Source organism: Longimicrobiaceae bacterium (assembly GCA_036375715.1).
GTDB lineage: Bacteria > Gemmatimonadota > Gemmatimonadetes > Longimicrobiales > Longimicrobiaceae > DASVBS01.
The window spans coordinates 13,486-30,207 of record DASVBS010000038.1 but is presented as its reverse complement, the minus strand read 5'-3'; the positions used below and the strand labels follow the sequence as shown (position 1 = coordinate 30,207).

14 protein-coding genes are annotated in these 16,722 nt (G+C 66.9%); 3 read left to right on the top strand and 11 right to left on the bottom strand.

Going from position 1 to position 16,722, the window contains the following annotated elements; genetic code table 11:
* Window positions 1-257 precede the first annotated feature (257 nt).
* The 5 genes from VF167_07980 to VF167_07960 all read right to left on the bottom strand — a co-directional run bounded on the left by VF167_07980 (window position 258) and on the right by VF167_07960 (window position 6,054).
* Window positions 258-773: a nucleotidyl transferase AbiEii/AbiGii toxin family protein gene (locus tag VF167_07980; protein ID HEX6925354.1), complete on the bottom strand. Its 516-nt coding sequence runs from the start codon at window positions 771-773 to the stop codon at window positions 258-260.
* Between the two features lie 1,124 nt (window positions 774-1,897).
* A complete protein-coding gene (locus VF167_07975; protein ID HEX6925353.1) occupies window positions 1,898-2,350 on the bottom strand; it encodes a hypothetical protein in 453 nt (150 codons plus the stop codon).
* 881 nt (window positions 2,351-3,231) lie between these two features.
* The gene (queG, locus tag VF167_07970; GenBank protein ID HEX6925352.1) at window positions 3,232-4,485 is read right to left on the bottom strand and encodes a tRNA epoxyqueuosine(34) reductase QueG; all 1,254 of its coding nucleotides are present in this window, start codon (window positions 4,483-4,485) and stop codon (window positions 3,232-3,234) included.
* A 249-nt stretch (window positions 4,486-4,734) separates the two neighbouring features.
* On the bottom strand, window positions 4,735-5,424 hold the full coding sequence (locus VF167_07965; GenBank protein HEX6925351.1) for a prepilin-type N-terminal cleavage/methylation domain-containing protein: 690 nt from the start codon (window positions 5,422-5,424) through the stop codon (window positions 4,735-4,737).
* Window positions 5,425-5,568: 144 nt separating this feature from the next.
* Window positions 5,569-6,054 carry a nucleotide pyrophosphohydrolase gene (locus tag VF167_07960; protein HEX6925350.1) on the bottom strand — a complete coding sequence of 162 codons (486 nt, stop codon included), beginning with the start codon at window positions 6,052-6,054 and terminating at the stop codon, window positions 5,569-5,571.
* Between the two features lie 109 nt (window positions 6,055-6,163).
* On the opposite strand from VF167_07960, the gene purE reads away from it, so the two are divergent.
* The 3 genes from purE to VF167_07945 all read left to right on the top strand — a co-directional run bounded on the left by purE (window position 6,164) and on the right by VF167_07945 (window position 8,630).
* Window positions 6,164-6,673: a 5-(carboxyamino)imidazole ribonucleotide mutase gene (gene purE / locus VF167_07955; GenBank protein HEX6925349.1), complete on the top strand. Its 510-nt coding sequence runs from the start codon at window positions 6,164-6,166 to the stop codon at window positions 6,671-6,673.
* Complete coding sequence (gene purK / locus VF167_07950; GenBank protein ID HEX6925348.1) at window positions 6,670-7,869, top strand: 5-(carboxyamino)imidazole ribonucleotide synthase; 1,200 nt, start codon at window positions 6,670-6,672, stop codon at window positions 7,867-7,869. The genes purE and purK overlap by 4 nt, the downstream gene beginning before the upstream one ends.
* A gap of 335 nt (window positions 7,870-8,204) precedes the next feature.
* Entirely contained in the window at window positions 8,205-8,630 is a 426-nt protein-coding gene (locus VF167_07945) for a hypothetical protein (protein ID HEX6925347.1), read from the top strand.
* Window positions 8,631-8,745: 115 nt separating this feature from the next.
* On the opposite strand, the gene hslU is transcribed toward VF167_07945, so the two are convergent.
* The 6 genes from hslU to VF167_07915 all read right to left on the bottom strand — a co-directional run bounded on the left by hslU (window position 8,746) and on the right by VF167_07915 (window position 16,722).
* Complete coding sequence (hslU, locus tag VF167_07940) at window positions 8,746-10,287, bottom strand: ATP-dependent protease ATPase subunit HslU (protein HEX6925346.1); 1,542 nt, start codon at window positions 10,285-10,287, stop codon at window positions 8,746-8,748.
* 47 nt (window positions 10,288-10,334) lie between these two features.
* Window positions 10,335-10,877 (bottom strand): ATP-dependent protease subunit HslV, encoded by a 543-nt coding sequence (hslV, locus tag VF167_07935; protein ID HEX6925345.1) that lies wholly within the window; start codon window positions 10,875-10,877, stop codon window positions 10,335-10,337.
* An 88-nt stretch (window positions 10,878-10,965) separates the two neighbouring features.
* Window positions 10,966-11,895: a tyrosine recombinase XerC gene (locus VF167_07930; GenBank protein ID HEX6925344.1), complete on the bottom strand. Its 930-nt coding sequence runs from the start codon at window positions 11,893-11,895 to the stop codon at window positions 10,966-10,968.
* A gap of 152 nt (window positions 11,896-12,047) precedes the next feature.
* Entirely contained in the window at window positions 12,048-13,388 is a 1,341-nt protein-coding gene (trmFO, locus tag VF167_07925; protein HEX6925343.1) for a methylenetetrahydrofolate--tRNA-(uracil(54)-C(5))-methyltransferase (FADH(2)-oxidizing) TrmFO, read from the bottom strand.
* A 54-nt stretch (window positions 13,389-13,442) separates the two neighbouring features.
* Window positions 13,443-16,163, bottom strand: coding sequence for a type I DNA topoisomerase (gene topA, locus VF167_07920; protein ID HEX6925342.1), 2,721 nt, complete (start codon window positions 16,161-16,163; stop codon window positions 13,443-13,445).
* Window positions 16,156-16,722, bottom strand: coding sequence for a shikimate kinase (locus tag VF167_07915; protein HEX6925341.1), 567 nt, complete (start codon window positions 16,720-16,722; stop codon window positions 16,156-16,158). The genes topA and VF167_07915 overlap by 8 nt, the downstream gene beginning before the upstream one ends.

The following is a 16,722-nucleotide window of genomic DNA, read 5'->3' as shown; positions in this document are numbered from 1 at the left end:
AGAGGCGATCCTCCGGGAACTGGAGCGCTTCATCTCCGAACTGGGAACCGACTTCGCATTCGTGGCTCGCCAGAAGCGCATGACCATCGACGGCGTGGACTACCGGCTCGACCTCCTCTTCTTCCACAGGCGGCTACGGCGACAGAATGAGTTCTCCGATGAATCCGGGGCGGTTCACTCAGCGAGTCAACGTCGGGCAGGGAACCGTAGGCGGTCGCGTTCGATCAACTCGGGTTTCGTGCTTGTGGTAGCGCGTCTCACGCCGGCTGGAGCGCGGCCTCGACAATGGTGGAAACCCGGGACCAGACGGACTCGAACTCCAGCGATTCGGCTTCGGGAACGAGTGGGATCACGTTACGGTCCCAGTCGGTGCGAAATTCCGCCTTTCTCGACTGCATCTTGGTGGGCGACGCAGTCTCGGCATCCAACTCCTTCGCGGCCAGCTTGGCCGGGAGGATCTCCCGGACCACACCGAAATCGATGTCTCCTCGGATCGAATCGATGTCGTACAGGTCGCGCGCGATGGCGTGTCTTCGCTGGCCGAGCACGGCGCGAAGCTTCTCCGCCATGACCTCTTCGAGCGAGTAGCACCGCCACCGCAAGCCACCCATTTCTTCGGCATCGCTGTAGTCGTGATGCACGTCGCGCTCGACCGAGGCGGTCACGACCGCTTCGTTGCGGGTGATGTCCAGACGCAGTAGTCCGGCGCGTAAGGAGATTCCTAGCGTCGATCTCGTCCCCTCGCCGTTCAATGATTGAAGGCGGGTCTTCAACGATTGAACGCCCGCAGGCCGGTGCCGCGAGCCGAACCGACACGGAAGCTGCCTCCCGACGGGATAGCGTCCGCCGATGCCGCCTATCTGGGAACCGAGTTGCCCAGGGGTACTTGCGAAGGTCAACCCCGTAGGGGATTTAGCGGATCGGGGGCGCCTCGGGTATGTCTCGCGTGCACCTATCGGCCTCCCCAAGCCGACCGAAACAATCCCGCCGACCTACGCTGCCATCACGGCGGGGTCCGCGAGCCAATCCGGTTCGCTTCATCTCCAGCGGAGAGTGCGAGGCGTTGTACTTGCCCATCAGTCCGGCATTTGCGCTCTCCCACAAGAGACAGGGTCTCATTGCCGTTCCCGCGAACTGCCGGTTCGTGTTTGGGGGGCTACCGGCTGCGACCTCAAGTCCAACACCGTGTGCGAGAGGACACACGAAGCGGTACTTGAGGACGCCATGGAGGCCAACGGCAGGAACAACGCGAACAGACGGGCGACGGTCAGCCTACCCGTGGACAGCGGCTTGCCGTCGTACCTCCGCATCAATCCGGCTGTCTTAGCGGCGACGTTGCCGGAGGCGATTCAGCGCCACCGCGCGACAATTCAAGACCCGGCTCATCTGCGCCGGTACATGGAGCTGCACATAAGAATCGCCCGTATGCTCAATGCCGATCAGGCCGAACCCCAATCGGCAGATTACAAGAGATGCGCCTGTGAGTAAGTCTGGACCTTAGCGGGATGTCGACCTCGTCGGAGGGAGTTCCAGAATGGTTCGCAAGCGAAAGAGATACTTGCGAAAGTCCACCGAGGCGGCCGACCGCCAGGCGAAATCGCACGAGGAACAGAACGCCGAATGTGATCGCAAGTGGGGTCCCCTTCCGGACCCCGCAGACCTGTACACGGACAGCCGGTCCGGAACAACCTTCGATCGGCCCGGCTTTCAGAAACTCCTCCAGGACTGCTTAGCGGATCCACAGCCGCCGGATAACCCTGGCCGAATCGAGATATATGATCCGTCTCGGTTTGGTCGGCCACTAGCGAATGGCCAACCGGATACCCGGGCTTACCGGCGTATGCTGTGGCGTCTCGAAGAGGCTGGCTGGAGGGTCGAGTTCGTTACGCTCGAGCGATCAGACGATGCGCTTGCTGATGAACTCCAGATTCTGTTCCATGCTTACAACGCCTCCACATTCTCCGTGGACCTGTCGAGGAAGGTGCGCCTCGGCAAGAAAGCCCATGCGGAGGAGGGTTATTGGATTCACGGCCTCGCGCCACTCGGCACCGTCCGAGTCGTCGAAGGGACCATTCGCGTGCTGGGGCCTAATGAGCAGCCCCGGCCTTGGGAGCGGCCTATCTATACGAACCGCTCCGACCTCCCACCGGGACATTACGAGGTCGGCCGCGTGCTCGCTGACGGTGAGCCGGCTGGGCATGGCGATAAAGTCATCCTGGCGGGCTCCGAGGTCCTGAAGCACTGGCCTCGAGTAGCCCAGCGGTATCTCGACGGAGTTTCGCTGCAGAAGCTCGGGCAGGAGCTTTTCGCCGCCGGCGTTCGCGGACGCTACGGAGGGGTGCTCGACCACACCGCGACCAGAAACTTCCTGAGGAATCCGGCCTTGGTGGGCCGGATTCACTACCGCTATCGAGACCACGACGGCCAAACCCATGAGACGGTGATTCCAGCGAAGTGGGCACCGCTCGTCGACGTCAACCTTTGGAACGCTGTCCAGCTCGAGCTAGCCAAGCGTGGACAGAGTCAGTACTCGCGACGGAAGAGCCGCGAGGATTACCCTCTATTGCCCATCTGCGCCCACTGCCACAGTCCGTACTGGGGCTCTAGCAGGCGAGATGGTGCCGGGGGCTACGTGCGAGTACTACGTCACGCTCCGGTGGATGAGCGTAAGCATCCTGACCGATATCAGTTGTATCGGGAGCACGGCTGCTCGCGCTACGAGATTGATGCCGACGAACTTGAGAAGGCGGCTCGCGATGTCATCGCCGGACAACGCGGGTCACCAGAATTTGGAGCCAACCTGCGCCGGATGCTCGATGACAATGGTGCGTACCACCAAGCACTGCAGCGCCGGGCCCAGGAGCTGAAGCGCGACGTAGCGCGTGCGGAGAGGCTTGTAAGCGCCGCCATTCAGTCGTTGAACGAAGCCCGTGCCGAGGGAAAGGATGGTAATGACTTGGCGCTATTCAAGGAGGCTGTCGAGCAGGCGCAGGCTCAACTCCGCCTGCATCGGCAGAATCTCGCCGCCGCAGAGAGGGAGCAGACCAATGCTGCCCACGCGTGGAGCGCAATGCAAGAGGTTCTCGATGAGACTCGGAACATCGCTGCGGGTTGGGACAAGCTCACGATCAAGGAGAGATCCCTCCTCTTTCGACATTGGGTGGCTGCAGTGTTCATCGCGGTGGAGAAGATTCCCGGACGCAAACGCGGGCATAGGAAGCACGCTGTCTTCTACCTCGCGGGGACGCCGCGACTATCGGGCGAGGTCGTGGACGCCTCTGCCAATGCGGCCTCGATCTCCTCGATTACCACCTGGTCCGTCTCCGTAGACAGCGCCTTGGTCAACGCAACCACGGCGGACGCCGACCCGATGCGTCCGAGGGCCCACGCCGAGTGCGACCGGACGAGCGGGTCCGGGTCGGATAGCCCCGACTTCAGCGACGGGACCGCTGCCTCATCGCCCCAGTTTCCCAACGCCACTGCGACATTTCGCCGGAAACCCGCTCTCCCCGCGCGGCGGAGAGCCGATCCGCGGGAAAAGGCTTCCCAGGCGGCCTCGTCCATGGACATGAGGTCTACCAGCGAGGGTGCGGCCGTACCGGGGTGCCACGCGTCGGATGGCAGTCGCTCGACCCCGGGTGGAGGCTCGCCCGGCCCTCTCGGGCTAAACGCCAGCTCTGAGGTGGGTCTGGAGAACTTTCGGCTGTATGGGCAAACCTCCTGGCAGATGTCGCAGCCGTAAATTCGATTCCCGATGAGCGGCCGCAGGCCGCGCGGGATCGGCCCGCGCAGCTCGATGGTCAGGTAGGAGATACAACGCCGCGCATCGAGCACGGGAGCACCACTCTCGTCCCTGCCGAGCAGCGCACCTGTGGGACACGCTACGACGCACCGCTCACAGCTCCCGCAGTGATCTCGCTGAAATGGCCTGTCGTACGGTAGCTCGACGTCGAGAAGGATCACTCCCAGGAAGAAGTACGATCCCCTGCGCGGCTGGATAAGCATGGTGTTCCGCCCGATCCAGCCGAGGCCGGCCCGCTGCGCCAGCTCGCGCTCCAGCACCGCCCCGGTGTCGACGTACGCCCGTCCGCCGGCGGGTAGCAGCTCTGCCGAGATGCGGTTCTGCAGCTCGATCAGCCGGTTCTTGAGGAGGTCGTGGTAGTCCTCGTTACGGGCGTAGCGCGCGAAGACGGCTCGCGAAGGATCCTCCGGCACACCGGGCGGCTCGTCGCCGGGGTAGTAGTTGCGGGTCACCACCACGGCGCTTCGAGCGCCGGGGACCAGGACCCGTGGATCCGTCCGCTTCTCGACTGCATCGGGCCGAGTAAGGTAGGCCATCTCCCCCGCGTACCCGGCCGCCACCCACCGCCGGTAGGCCTCGGCGTGCGCGCTCTCGCCGACCGGGGCGACGCCCACGCTGTCGAAGCCCAGCTCCTGGGCCCAGCTCCGGATGGTGGCTGCGAGGTCAGTCGTCGTGCTGCTCATGGTCTCCCGTTACCCCCCACCGCCTCGCGGGTTGCCCGCATCCACACGGATTCACCGCAAAAAAAGCAGGCGGACCCACTCGGATCCGCCTGCGCGACCTCGCCTGATCGTGCGAGTGGCCGCACACTCCTCTTGTGAACCACGTTGGGCAGGCGGACCCACCCATTTCCGTCTGCGCGACCCCGCTTCATCCTGCCCGTGGCGCCTACTCACCCGTGGCTGGATCCTCACCTCCCGCTGAGCTCGGCCTCACCGTTCGATCGGCACGGTCAGGTAGTAGCCGATGCCGCCAACACCACCGTCCGCCGGCTCGTAGCGGAACCGTCCGCGACTCCAGCTCGTCCCCTCACCGGGTCCATCCCGCTCGAACTGCCCGTCGATCAGGTCGTTGATCGCCTCGAACTGGGCCGCGGTGAGCTCCCTCCCCCGCCGACCCAGGCGCACCGCCAGGTAGATCGACTTGCCGGCGCTCCCGCTGTCGTCGTCCGCCAGGGGCGCGTTCGCCGCGCCGTCAAAGCGAACCAGATCGTGCTGGATGGGCACGTCGAATCCGGTCGCCAGCGCGACCCCATCCGTCAGCGGCGCCGCAAAGTACGGCCCCCTCCAGCGCCGTACCTGCTCCTCGGTATAGGCCACCAGCCCGCCCGAGTCCATGGCCCCGTCGCCCTGATCCGGACGCGCAGCGAGATCCTCGAGGTCGCTCGGCAATGCCCCATCCAGGTCGCTGACGAAGCGGTCCACCGCGGCTCCCAGCGCGCTCAGGTCCTCGGCCACCCGCCGCGACTCCTCGCCTCCCGCGCGGCGGGTCACCACCGGAAACACCGCGGCCGCGAGCAGCGACAGCAGCATCAGGCAGACCAGCACCTCGATCAAGGTGACGCCGGCGCGAGTCGTGGCTGGAAGTACGCTGGATGCTGACAGCGGTGGGGATCGATACATCGGGTGATGCGGGACTGGAAGCTCCCGTGGACATTCCACCAGGTTCTGCTAACAGTCTCGGCCGGATCATCTTCTTTGATTAGCGGGGTCCGCGTCCGTCCAGCCACATCTGAACTTCCGATCAGCAGCCCGGATGAACCGTGATCAGTCTTCCGGATCCTTCCTCTCCCAGCGATCCGCGTCGCGCACCCGGTACTTCTCCAGCGTGCGCTCCATCGCCTCCTGCAGATCCACCCCGAGCTGGTTGGAGAGAACGATGATGACGAAGAGGATGTCGGCCAGCTCGAGGGCGACGTCCCCGTCCGGCTCGTCCGCCTTGCGGGTCTTTTTGCCGTGCAGGTGGTTGAGCTCCCGCGCCAGCTCACCCACCTCCTCCGCGAGCCGGGCGAGGTTCACCAGCGGCGGGAAGTAGCCCTCCTTGAACTGCGAGATGTAAGCGTCTACTTCGCGTTGTGCGGCGCGCAGGTCCATGTCGAGAGGTCGTTGGTTCGGGTACAGGCGGTCGGCCGGGCCGCTTGCGACCTCATCCATCCGCAAAGCCCGGGAGCCGGACAGCAGAGCCCCCAGCTTCTCGCCTCGAGCGCTCCGGATCAAGCCCCAGTGCCTGCTCGGCCAGTCACCGACCTCCATTCCCCATCCTCCCCACCAGCGAATTGCCCGCCTCCCGCGCCCCCTCTACATTATCGCGGTTTCCGCCGGGGATCCCCCGGCCCGACCAGCCCCTCAGCCGAATGCACGAGTGGAGAAAGTCCGCGTCGGTATCATCATGGGTAGCCGATCCGACTATGACACCATGGTCGAGGCGGCGCGCGTGCTCGATGAGCTGGGGATCGGCTACGAGATGGAGATCGTCTCGGCCCATCGCACGCCGGACCGCATGTTCGCGTACGCGGAGCAGGCCGAGAGCCGGGGGATCGAGGTCATCATCGCGGGCGCCGGCGGCGCCGCCCACCTCCCGGGGATGACCGCGGCCAAGACGGTGCTGCCGGTGATCGGTGTGCCGGTACTTTCCTCGGCGCTGAGCGGTCTCGACTCGCTGCTGTCAATCGTGCAGATGCCGCGCGGCGTGCCGGTCGCGACGGTGGCGATCGGCAAGGCGGGCGCCGCCAACGCGGGGCTCCTCGCCGCGCGCATCCTCGGCGCCGGCGATCCGGAAATCCGCGAACGCCTCGAGGCCTTCCGCAGCCGGCTCGAAGCCGAGGCCATCGTTCCCCTCCCCGAAGATCACGCCGGCGGAGCGACCCCGTGAGTCGGACGTCGATCCTGCCCGGCTCGACCATCGGAGTGGTCGGCGGCGGACAGCTGGGACGGATGCTGGCACTCGAAGCCCGGCGAATGGGCTACCACATCGCGGTCCTCGACCCCGCGGAGCACTCCCCTGCCGCGCAGGTGGCGGATCATCACATCCGCGCACCGCTCGACGACCAGGACGCCCTCGCGCGCCTCGTGGACCTCGCGGACGTGGTCACCCTGGAATGGGAGAACGCGCACGCGGACGCTCTTCGGGCGCTCGAGGAGGCTGCTCCCATCCGCCCCGGTCCGCACGTGCTCGAGGTCGCCCAGCACCGCGCCCGGGAGAAGGATGCGGCTCGCAAGCTGGGCCTCCCCACCGCGGACTACCGTGCCGTGAACGCCCTTGCCGAGCTCGAGTCGGCTCTGGGCGAGCTCGGAACCCCGGCTGTGCTCAAGACCTGTCGCGGAGGTTACGACGCCCGGGGGCAACGGGTGCTCCGCTCCGCCGACGACGCGGCCGGAGCCTACGCCGAGCTCGGCGGCGAGGGTGTGGAGCTCATCCTGGAGGCCTGGGTGCCTTTCCGGTTGGAGGCCTCGGTGCTCTGTGCGCGCAACCCGAGCGGCGAGATCGCCTCCTTCCCGGTCGGCGAAAACGTCCACCGCAACGGGATTCTGGACTTCACCCTGGCGCCGGCGCGGATCTCACCGGAGCTCGCGCGGCAGGCACGGGAAATCGGGGAGGCGCTGGTGGAGGGGCTCGACGTGTTCGGCCTGCTTGCCGTCGAGCTCTTCGTGGATGGCGACGACCGGCTGTACGTCAACGAGATCGCCCCGCGACCGCACAACTCCGGGCACTACACCTGGGAGGCGTGCTCACCCTCGCAGTTCGAGCTGCAACTTCGCGCCATCTGCGACCTCCCTCTCGCCGAGCCGCGCCTGCTCAGCCCGGCCTGCATGGCCAACCTGCTCGGATGCCACATCGGCACGGGCCTGCACCTTCGCGGCAGCGAGGCGGCGTTCGCCACCCCGGGCTTCGCGCTCCACCTGTACGGCAAAGCGACCTGGCGGCCCGCTCGCAAGATGGGCCATCTGACGGTGCTCGCCCCCACCGTGGAGCAGGCGTTCACGCAGGCGGCCGCCGCGCGGGACCTGCTGTGCGCGAGCTTCGAGGCTGTTCAACCGCTCGCCGAGCTGGACCGAGACTCTTCCTGAGGGGGTTCAAGGGAGGGCGCGGGCGCACCACCGGGGCGTCGCGATACGCACACACCCCGTCTTATCCCGGAACATCCCGTCCCGGAACAGCCGCGGGCGCGCCGTGGTACAACGAGTCGAGATCCCCCCACAACCCTACCGTCGCCGCCTGTCCGCCCATGTGGGGCAGGCGCAACAGGGGCGCTCGTGACGCGCCCGCCCCGAAGGTGGCGCCTTGCTGCCTCGATGGGACGCAATCGGAACGAAGTCCGATAATTGTACGTAGGGTTTGGAGGGTCCGTTCATGGCCCAGCGATTGCTATTCAGTAGCTCGAGCCAACGCCGAGGAGGCGACTGTGATCCTGAGTTTCAACTTCGAAGAGCTGCGAGCGCTGGAGTCCGGTGCGGAGATGTTCATTGCGGAACATTCGCGCCCTTCCGGCGGCTCGGTAGCGGCCCCCTCGGAGGCTCTCGCGGATGTGCAGCGGCTGCGGCCGCGGCTGGCCGCCGCGATCAGCGTGCAGACCCTCGCGGATCAGCGTGCCCTGCGGAAGGCGGTCGCGGCGGTCGCCGCCGACCTCCACGAGCGCATGGAGGAGACGGTGATCCGCTACCATCCGGCCCACGAGGACGCCGTGGCGCTCTACTTCGACTACGCCCACGTGTTCGGGGTGCTGACCCGCCTGGACGAGATGGGCGCTGAGATGACCGCGCTGATCGAGCTCATGACGGGCCAGCCGGTGACCGAGGAGGCCGCTCGCGCGGTGACGTTCCCCGACTGACGATCGCGCCCGGCGGCGACGACGCGAAACAGCATCGAAATCGGACAACGCATACAAGCCCCCCGCCACCTGAATCCGGTGGCGGGGGGCGTTCTCTTGGGGCTCCAGAGTCCGCCTAGAGGATGTACCGCCTCAGGTCCTCGTCCTCGGCAATCGACTTGAGCCGTTCCTGCACTGTCCTGCCGTCGATGCGGATCTCCTTGATCCCCGAGTCCGGAAGCTCGAACAGGAACTCCTCGAGCAGCGTGGTGAGCACCGTGTGCAGACGCCGCGCGCCGATGTTCTCCATGCGGTCGTTGAGCGTTGCCGCCGTCCTCGCAATTGCCTTCACTCCGTCCTCGGTGAAGGACAGAGTGGCGCCCTCGGCCCCGACCAGCGCCTGGTACTGGGTAAGGAGTGCGTTCTTGGGCTCCTGCAGGATGCGCACGAAGTCATCCTCGGTGAGGTTCTTCAGCTCTACCCGGATGGGGAAGCGCCCCTGCAGCTCGGGAATGAGATCGGAGGGCTTGGAGACGTGGAACGCGCCGGCGGCGATGAAGAGGATGTGATCGGTTCGGATCATCCCGTACTTCGTCTGCACCGTCGAACCCTCCACGATCGGGAGCAGGTCGCGCTGCACTCCTTCGCGCGACACGTCCGGTCCCGTAGTGGCGCGCTCCCCAGCGATCTTGTCGATCTCGTCGAGGAAGACGATACCGTTCTCCTCGACCCGGTCCAGCGCCTCATCCACCACCTCGTCCAGGTTCACCAGCTTGTCCAGCTCGTCCTGGATGAGGATGCGGCGCGCCTCGGCAACGGTCACCTGCCGACGTTTGGTCTTCTTCGGCAGGAGGTCCTGGAGCATCTCCCCGAAGTTGAAGTCCATCCCCTCCATCCCGCCGGCGGGGATCATCATGTTCTCCAGGGGGAGTGACTGCTGGACCTCGACCTCCACCATGCGGTCCTCGAGCTTCTCCTCGCGAAGGAGGGTGCGGAGCTTCTCGCGCGTCCTCCGGTGCCGCTGCTTCAGCGATTCGGGGCCATCGTCGCCCTCGCTCTTCAGGTCCGCGGGGCTCACCTCTCCGTGGGGAGAGACCACAAAAGCACGCGGACGCTCCTCCCTCTGCTCCGGCCCTTTGCTTTCGCCCGCCGGCGTGGGGGGCTCCTCGACGGGAGGGAGCAGGAGATCGAGCAGGCGCTCCTCAGCGCGCTGCTCCGCCAGCCCCTGCACCTCCTCCTCCCGCTCGTTGCGCACCATGTTGATCGCCACGTCGACCAGGTCGCGGATCATCGACTCCACGTCCCGGCCGACGTAGCCAACCTCTGTGAACTTGGAGGCCTCTACCTTCACGAACGGGGCACCCGCAAGCTTGGCGAGGCGACGGGCGATCTCCGTTTTCCCCACGCCGGTGGGCCCGATCATGATGATGTTGTTGGGGACGATCTCGTCCCGCAGCTCCTCGTTCACGCGCTGACGCCGCCAGCGGTTGCGGAGGGCGATGGCCACCGCCTTCTTGGCGGCATCCTGACCGACGATGTACTTGTCGAGCTCGGCGACGATCTGGCGCGGGGTAAGCTCGCCCGACCACTCTTCGTCCGTGGCTGCCGTCGCCCTCTCCTCCACCGGAGTCGTTCCCTCCGGAGGCGGTTGCTCCACGGCCTGCGAATTCGTCATCATTCTGGACTCAGCTACGGCTCGAGCCGGCGCTATCGCGCGGACTGCTGTCAATCGAGCTCGAGCACGGTGATGTTGAGGTTCGAATAGATGCAGATCTCCCCGGCGATCTGCAGCCCCCGGCGCACGATTTCGGCGGCCGGGAGGTTCGTGCTCTCACGGAGCGCGCGGGCGGCGGCCAAGGCGAAGCCACCCCCCGAGCCGATGGCCACGACATCGTCGTCCGGCTGGATGACGTCGCCGTTGCCGGAGATCAAGAATAGTCCGTCACGGTCCGCCACGACGAGCTGTGCCTCGAGGCGGCGGAGGAAGCGATCCGACCGCCACTCCTTGGCCAGCTCCACGGCGGCGCGCGTGAGGTTGCCGGGGAAGCGCTCCAGCTTCTCCTCGAACTTCTCGAAGAGTGTGAAGGCGTCGGCCACCGACCCCGCGAAGCCCGCCAGGACTTTTCCGTCCTTGAGCTTGCGCACCTTCTGCGCCGTGGCCTTCATCACCGTGTCACCGAGCGTTACCTGCCCGTCTCCCCCCAGCGCCACCTTCCCCTCCCGCCGCACGGCGAGAATGGTGGTGGCGCGGTAGCGGAGCTCAGTCATCGTGCCTTCTCATGGTCTGTTGTCATCAACGTTCGTGATCCTGCGAACCCACTGTAGCTGGTATTCCTGCGTGGAAACGGAGTCCCCTTCACGCTCTTGGGTGCGCCTGGCGGTATGCGCGCAGCAGGCGCTCGCGGGAGGTGTGGGTGTAGATCTGGGTGGTGCTCAGGCTCGAATGTCCCAGCAGTTCCTTCACCGCCAGGAGGTCGGCGCCCGCGTCGATCAAATGGGTGGCGAAGCTGTGGCGCAGCGAGTGGGTCGACAGCCCCGCATCCTCGCTGACGCGATCGAGAAGAGTGCTCACGATCTTCTGAATCGCCCGCGTGGAGAGGCGGCGCCCTGACGGGCCCACGAACAACGCCCGTCGATCCGGGCGCTCGGCCATCGCCAGCAGCGCCTCGCGGCGCGGCTCGTATTTCCGCAACGCCGCGACCGCCTTTCGCCCCATCGGCACGATCCGCTCCTTCCTCCCCTTCCCCAGCACCCGCACGCGTTCCGAGACGAGATCGACGTCGTCCACATCGAGTTGCTGCAGCTCGGACAGCCGGATCCCGGTCGAGTAGAACAGCTCGACGATCGCGAGGTTCCGAACCGCGGCAGGATCCCCCTCCATGGCGCGCGCCTCGGCCATATCGAAGATCCGCTCCACCTGCTCACGGGTGAGGAAGCCCGGCAGGGTGCGCTCCAATCGAGGCGATCGCACGGCGCGCGCGGGGTTGGCCTCGACCAGCTCTTCCAGGTGCAGAAAGCGAAAGAAGGTGCGGATCGCCGAGAGCTTGCGCGCGATCGTCCGCTTGGAGAGGCCGCGCCGGCTCACGCAGTCACCCATGAAGGAGCGGATCGCCAGCCGATCGACTCCTCCCCAGGTCCACTCCGGCGTGCCGTAATAGGTGGTGAGGAACTGTTGCAGCTCAGCCAGGTCGTCCGCGTACGCGCGAACGGTGCGCGGGGAGAGCTGCCGCTCGTGTTCGATGTGCTCGAGGAAGGTGTGCGCGTCCCGGTCGTGTTCGCGCAGCACGGCGGCTTCGCGGGGTTCGCTGCCGGCCGCTTCCCCTTTTGCCGCTCGCCCAGCGCCCGCTGCCGGCGACCGCTCAGCAGAGGCACGATCCCGCCCCGTGCGGCCTGCGGCTGGCCCCACTCCCCGTCGCCGACGCCCATGCGGCGAGGTGCTCAAGCCGCCTCGACCTGCTCCGCCGAGCGGATGCCGTGCCGCTCCATCCAGGCGGCGAAGTCCGCCTGCCCCCGCTCGGCAAGCCGCTGCCGGCGCCTCTGCTTGTCCCGGATCTCCTCGTCGAGCGGATCGAGGAGGCCAAAGTTCGAGTTCATGGGCTGGAACTGCGCCGGATCTGCCTCGCGGAGATAACGCATCAACCCGCCGATCATGGTCGTGGGCGGCGGTACCACCGGCTCGTCGCCGCGCACGATGCGGTCCAGGTTCACCGCGGCGAGGATGCCCACGGCGGTCGACTCGGTGTAGCCTTCCACGCCGGTGAGCTGCCCGGCGAAGATCAGGTCCGGGCGATCGCGCAGCGAGCCGTGCGCGCTCAGCGCCGCCGGGAAGTTCAGGTAGGTATTACGGTGGATCGACCCGTAGCGCAGGAACTCGGCCTCTTCCAGTCCCGGGATCATGCGGAAGACCCGCCGCTGCTCGGGGATCTTCAGGCGGGTCTGGAAACCGACCAGGTTCCACATCTGTCCGGCGCGGTCCTCCCGTCGAAGCTGCAACACCGCGTACGCCCGCTTTCCGCCCCAGTTCGGCACGGGGAGTCCTACCGGCTTCATCGGACCGAACCGCAGGGTGTCCGGCCCTCGCGCGGCCATCACCTCGATCGGCAGGCACCCCTCGAAGTAGGGGACGTTCTCCCAGTCGTGTCCCTCGTAGCTCTCCGCCGAGGAGAGCGCCTCCACAAAGGCCTCGTACTGCTCCCGGGTGAGCGGTGCGTTCAGGTAGTCGTCCCCCTCGCCCTTGCCCCAGCGCGAGGCGGCGAACACCACCTCGTGGTTCAGCGATTCGTACGAGACGATCGGGGCGATGGCGTCGAAGAAAGCGAGCCCATCCGCGCCGAGCGCGGTGCGGATCGCCTCGGAGAGACTGTCGGAAGTCAGCGGCCCAGTGGCGATAATGGCCGGCTCCGAGGGTAGCTCCGTCACCTCCTCCCGCACCACCCGGATGCGCGGATGCGCTTCGATTGCCGCGGTCATCCGGTCGGCGAACTCCCGCCGGTCCACGACCAGCGCGGATCCGCCCGGCACCCGCGCTTCCTCCGCGACGCGTAGGAGGAGCGAGCCCAACGCCCGCATCTCTGTCTTGAGCAACCCGTGCGCGTTGGTGGGGTCGACCGACTTGAAGGAGTTCGTGCAGACCACCTCCGCCAGCCGGTCGGTCTGGTGCGCCGGTGTGGAGCGAACGGGACGCATTTCGAAGAGGGTCACCTGGTGACCCCGCTCCGCCAGTTGGTACGCCGCCTCCGACCCCGAAAGCCCCCCACCCACGACCGTTACTTCTGCCATTCCCGCTCTCCCGCTCGAATTCGCAGACTACGCCTTACCTTTCGCTTCTCTTGCTCAGGTCTTCCCTTTCGTGCGGCTGGCGGCGGTCTTCTTGGAGGCGCTCCTGGCTCCTGCCTTCTTTGCGGCGCCACGCGCCGAGGTCGTCTTCTTCTTCGCCGCCGCGCCCGCTTTCGCCGCAGCCGCACGCCGCGACCCACGCTTACCACCTCCCTTGGCCGCCCGTTCCCGCAACAGCTCCACCGCCTCCTCCATGGTGAGCTCCTGCGGCGATTTCCCCTTGGGTAGCGACGCGTTCACCGACCCGTGTTTGACGTAGGGCCCGTACCGACCCTCGTACACCACAACCGGCTCCTGGTCCTCAGGGTGAGGTCCGAGCTCCCGGATCACGGTCGGCCCTTTCCGCGTACCCTTCGGCTGAGCGAGCAACTCCAGGGCACGCGCAAGGTCGACGGTGAACACGTCGTCTTCCGCATCCAACGAGCGGAAATCGTCTTCGTGCTTCACGAAGGGGCCGAAGCGGCCGATCCCGGCCTCCACCGGCTTGCCGGTTTCCGGATGCTTACCGAGCGTGCGCGGCAGCGAAAGGAGGCGCACCGCATCCTCCAGCGTCACATGCTCGGGCGACATTCCCTTGGGGAGGGATGCCCGGCGTGGCTTTTCGCCGTCCTCCGAAACCCCGAGCTGCACGTACGGGCCGAAACGGCCGGAGAGGAGGAAGATCGGCTTCCCGGTGGCCGGGTCGTGCCCCAGGACGTCCGGCCCCTCGGTCTTCACCTTGACGAGTTGGGCGACCTGCTCCGCATCCAGGTCCGCAGGCGCAATGCCTTCGGGGATCGAGGCCGTGACCGTCTCCTTCCCATCGGACACCTCCACGAACGGGCCGAACCGGCCGATGCGTACTCGCGCCCCCAGCGAATCGAGATCAACAGTAGAGGCCTCGCGCGGGTCGATCCTCTCCTCCCCGGCCCGCACCTGCGCCTCCAACCCGTCCTCCCCCAGGAAGAACTCCTGGAGGTACGGGAGCCACTGCGCTTCGCCCTCGGCGATTTCGTCGAGCTGCTCCTCCATGCGGGCGGTGAAGCGGGTATCGACCAGCGAGGGGAAATACTTCTCCAGCAGGCTCGTCACCGCGAAGGCGGTGAAGGTGGGGATCAGCTGGGTCCCGCTCTTCTCCACGTATCCCCGGTCTATGATCGTCCCGATGATGGTGGCGTAGGTGCTCGGCCGGCCGATTCCCTCCGCCTCCAGCGTGCGCACGAGCGAGGCCTCGGTGTACCGCGCGGGCGGCTGGGTCGTGTGTGAAAGGGCCTCGAGCTCCCGCAGCGTGAGCTCGTCTCCGCGGCTGAGCGCAGGCAACGGCTCTTCGCGGTCCTCCAGGGCCGCGTCCGGATCGTCGGAGCCCTCCACGTAGGCACGGAAGAACCCGGGAAAGTCGATCCGCTTTCCGGAAGCCCGGAACACCGTGTCGTCCGCTTCGATGCGCGCTGTGGTGTGCGTGAGGCGAGCCTCGGCCATCTGACTGGCCACCGTGCGCTTCCAGATCAACTCGTAGAGGGCGGCCTCACGGCCAGTGAGGCCGAGCTCCTCGACGGTGCGCATCTCGGTGCCCGCCGGACGGATCGCCTCGTGCGCTTCCTGCGCGCCCTTGGAGCGGGTCTCGAACTGACGCGGCTTGGGGCTGAGGTAGGTCTCCCCGTACAGCGACCGGATCCGACCCCGCGCGGCGTCGATCGCCTGCTGCGAAAGGTGCACCGAGTCGGTCCGCATGTAGGTGATGTACCCCTCCTCGTACAGCCGCTGGGCGATGCGCATCGTGTCCCGCGCGGACAAGCGCAGCTTGCGGTTGGCCTCCTGCTGCAGCGTGGAGGTGGTGAAGGGGGGCGCCGGCCTCCGAACGGAGGGCTTCTCCTCCACTTCCGCGACCCGCCACGCGGCCTCCCGCAGCCGGTCGCGAAGTGCCTTCGCCTCTTCGTCCCCCAGCAGGACTACCGCGGAGGGGTCCTTGAGCTGCCCCGTGTTCTCGTCGAAGTCCTTGCCGGACGCCACCCGCCGGCCGCCGACGCTCACCAACTGGGCGGTGAAGGGCTCGGTCCGCTTGGCGAGGTGTGCCTTGAGGTCCCAGTACGTGCCCGAGCGGAACGCGCGCCTCTCCCGTTCCCGCTGCACGAGCAGCCGCACCGCCACGGACTGAACCCGCCCTGCCGAGAGCCCGGTGGCGATCTTCTTCCACAGCAGCGGCGAGAGGGTGTACCCCACCAGCCGATCGAGAATCCGGCGTGTCTCCTGGGCCCGGACCAGGTTCTCGTCGACGCCGCGAGGGTTCTCCAATGCCCCGCGGATCGCCTCGGGGGTAATCTCGTGGAAGACGATGCGGGAGACCGGGACGCGCGGGTTGAGCACCTCGAGGAGGTGCCAGCCGATGCTCTCCCCCTCGCGATCTTCGTCGGTGGCGAGGATCAGCTCGTCCGCCTCCTTCAGCAGGGCGCGCAGCTCGCTGACCACCTTCTTCTTGGCCCCCGGGATGATGTAGAGCGGCCGGAAGCCGTGCTCCACATCCACGCCCAGGCGCGCCCACTCCTTTCCTTTGTACGCGCTCGGGATGTCACTGGCCGACTCGGGCAGATCGCGAACGTGCCCCATCGAGGCAGCGACCCGGTAGCCCGGCGGGAGGAAAGCGCGAATGGTGCGCGCCTTGGTCGGCGACTCGACGACGACGAGTTTCCTCGCACCGTTGCGGTTGCCGGAGCCATTGGACTTTCGGGCCGTCCTAGCCATCGGAATTCACGGTTTGCCTCTCGAATACGGAGAGATTCGAGCGCACCAGCGCTTCGATCTCGTCGACGATACTATCGATGCTGCGGGAATCGGTGGGGATGGCGTGGGCGGCGCGTGCGTACAGCGGCTCGCGGGCCGCCAGGAGGTCGCGAATGCGGCCCAGAGGATCCGGCGACGCCAGCAGCGGTCGCTCCGGCCCGTCCGGATTGGCCCGCACGCGCTCCAGCGCGGTCGCGGGAGAAACCTGTAGCCAGACGGTCAGCGTACCCGCGGGGAGCCGCTCCACGAGCCCGCTGTGGGTTACCCAGCCGCCGCCGGGGGAAAGCACGGTCTGCCGCTGCGCGAGCAGCTCGCGCGACAGCTCGGCCTCGAGGGAGCGGAACCGATCCTCGCCTTCTTCCCTGAAGATCCGCGCGATCGGCTTCCCCGCCCCGCGCACGATCACCTCGTCCAGATCCACGTGCGCCCACCCGAGCCGCCGGGCGAGCTCCGCCCCGACCGCAGTCTTCCCCGAGGCCATGAAGCCCCAGAGCAGCACCCGCTCGATCCTTTCCCCCAC

Coding starts and splice junctions, on each gene's coding strand:
- queG (HEX6925352.1), bottom strand. CDS start 4,485: ATGAGCAGCACGACGACTGACCTCGCAGCCACCATCCGGAGCTGGGCC.
- VF167_07965 (HEX6925351.1), bottom strand. CDS start 5,424: ATGTATCGATCCCCACCGCTGTCAGCATCCAGCGTACTTCCAGCCACG.
- VF167_07960 (HEX6925350.1), bottom strand. CDS start 6,054: ATGGAGGTCGGTGACTGGCCGAGCAGGCACTGGGGCTTGATCCGGAGC.
- hslU (HEX6925346.1), bottom strand. CDS start 10,287: ATGATGACGAATTCGCAGGCCGTGGAGCAACCGCCTCCGGAGGGAACG.
- hslV (HEX6925345.1), bottom strand. CDS start 10,877: ATGACTGAGCTCCGCTACCGCGCCACCACCATTCTCGCCGTGCGGCGG.
- trmFO (HEX6925343.1), bottom strand. CDS start 13,388: ATGGCAGAAGTAACGGTCGTGGGTGGGGGGCTTTCGGGGTCGGAGGCG.
- topA (HEX6925342.1), bottom strand. CDS start 16,163: ATGGCTAGGACGGCCCGAAAGTCCAATGGCTCCGGCAACCGCAACGGT.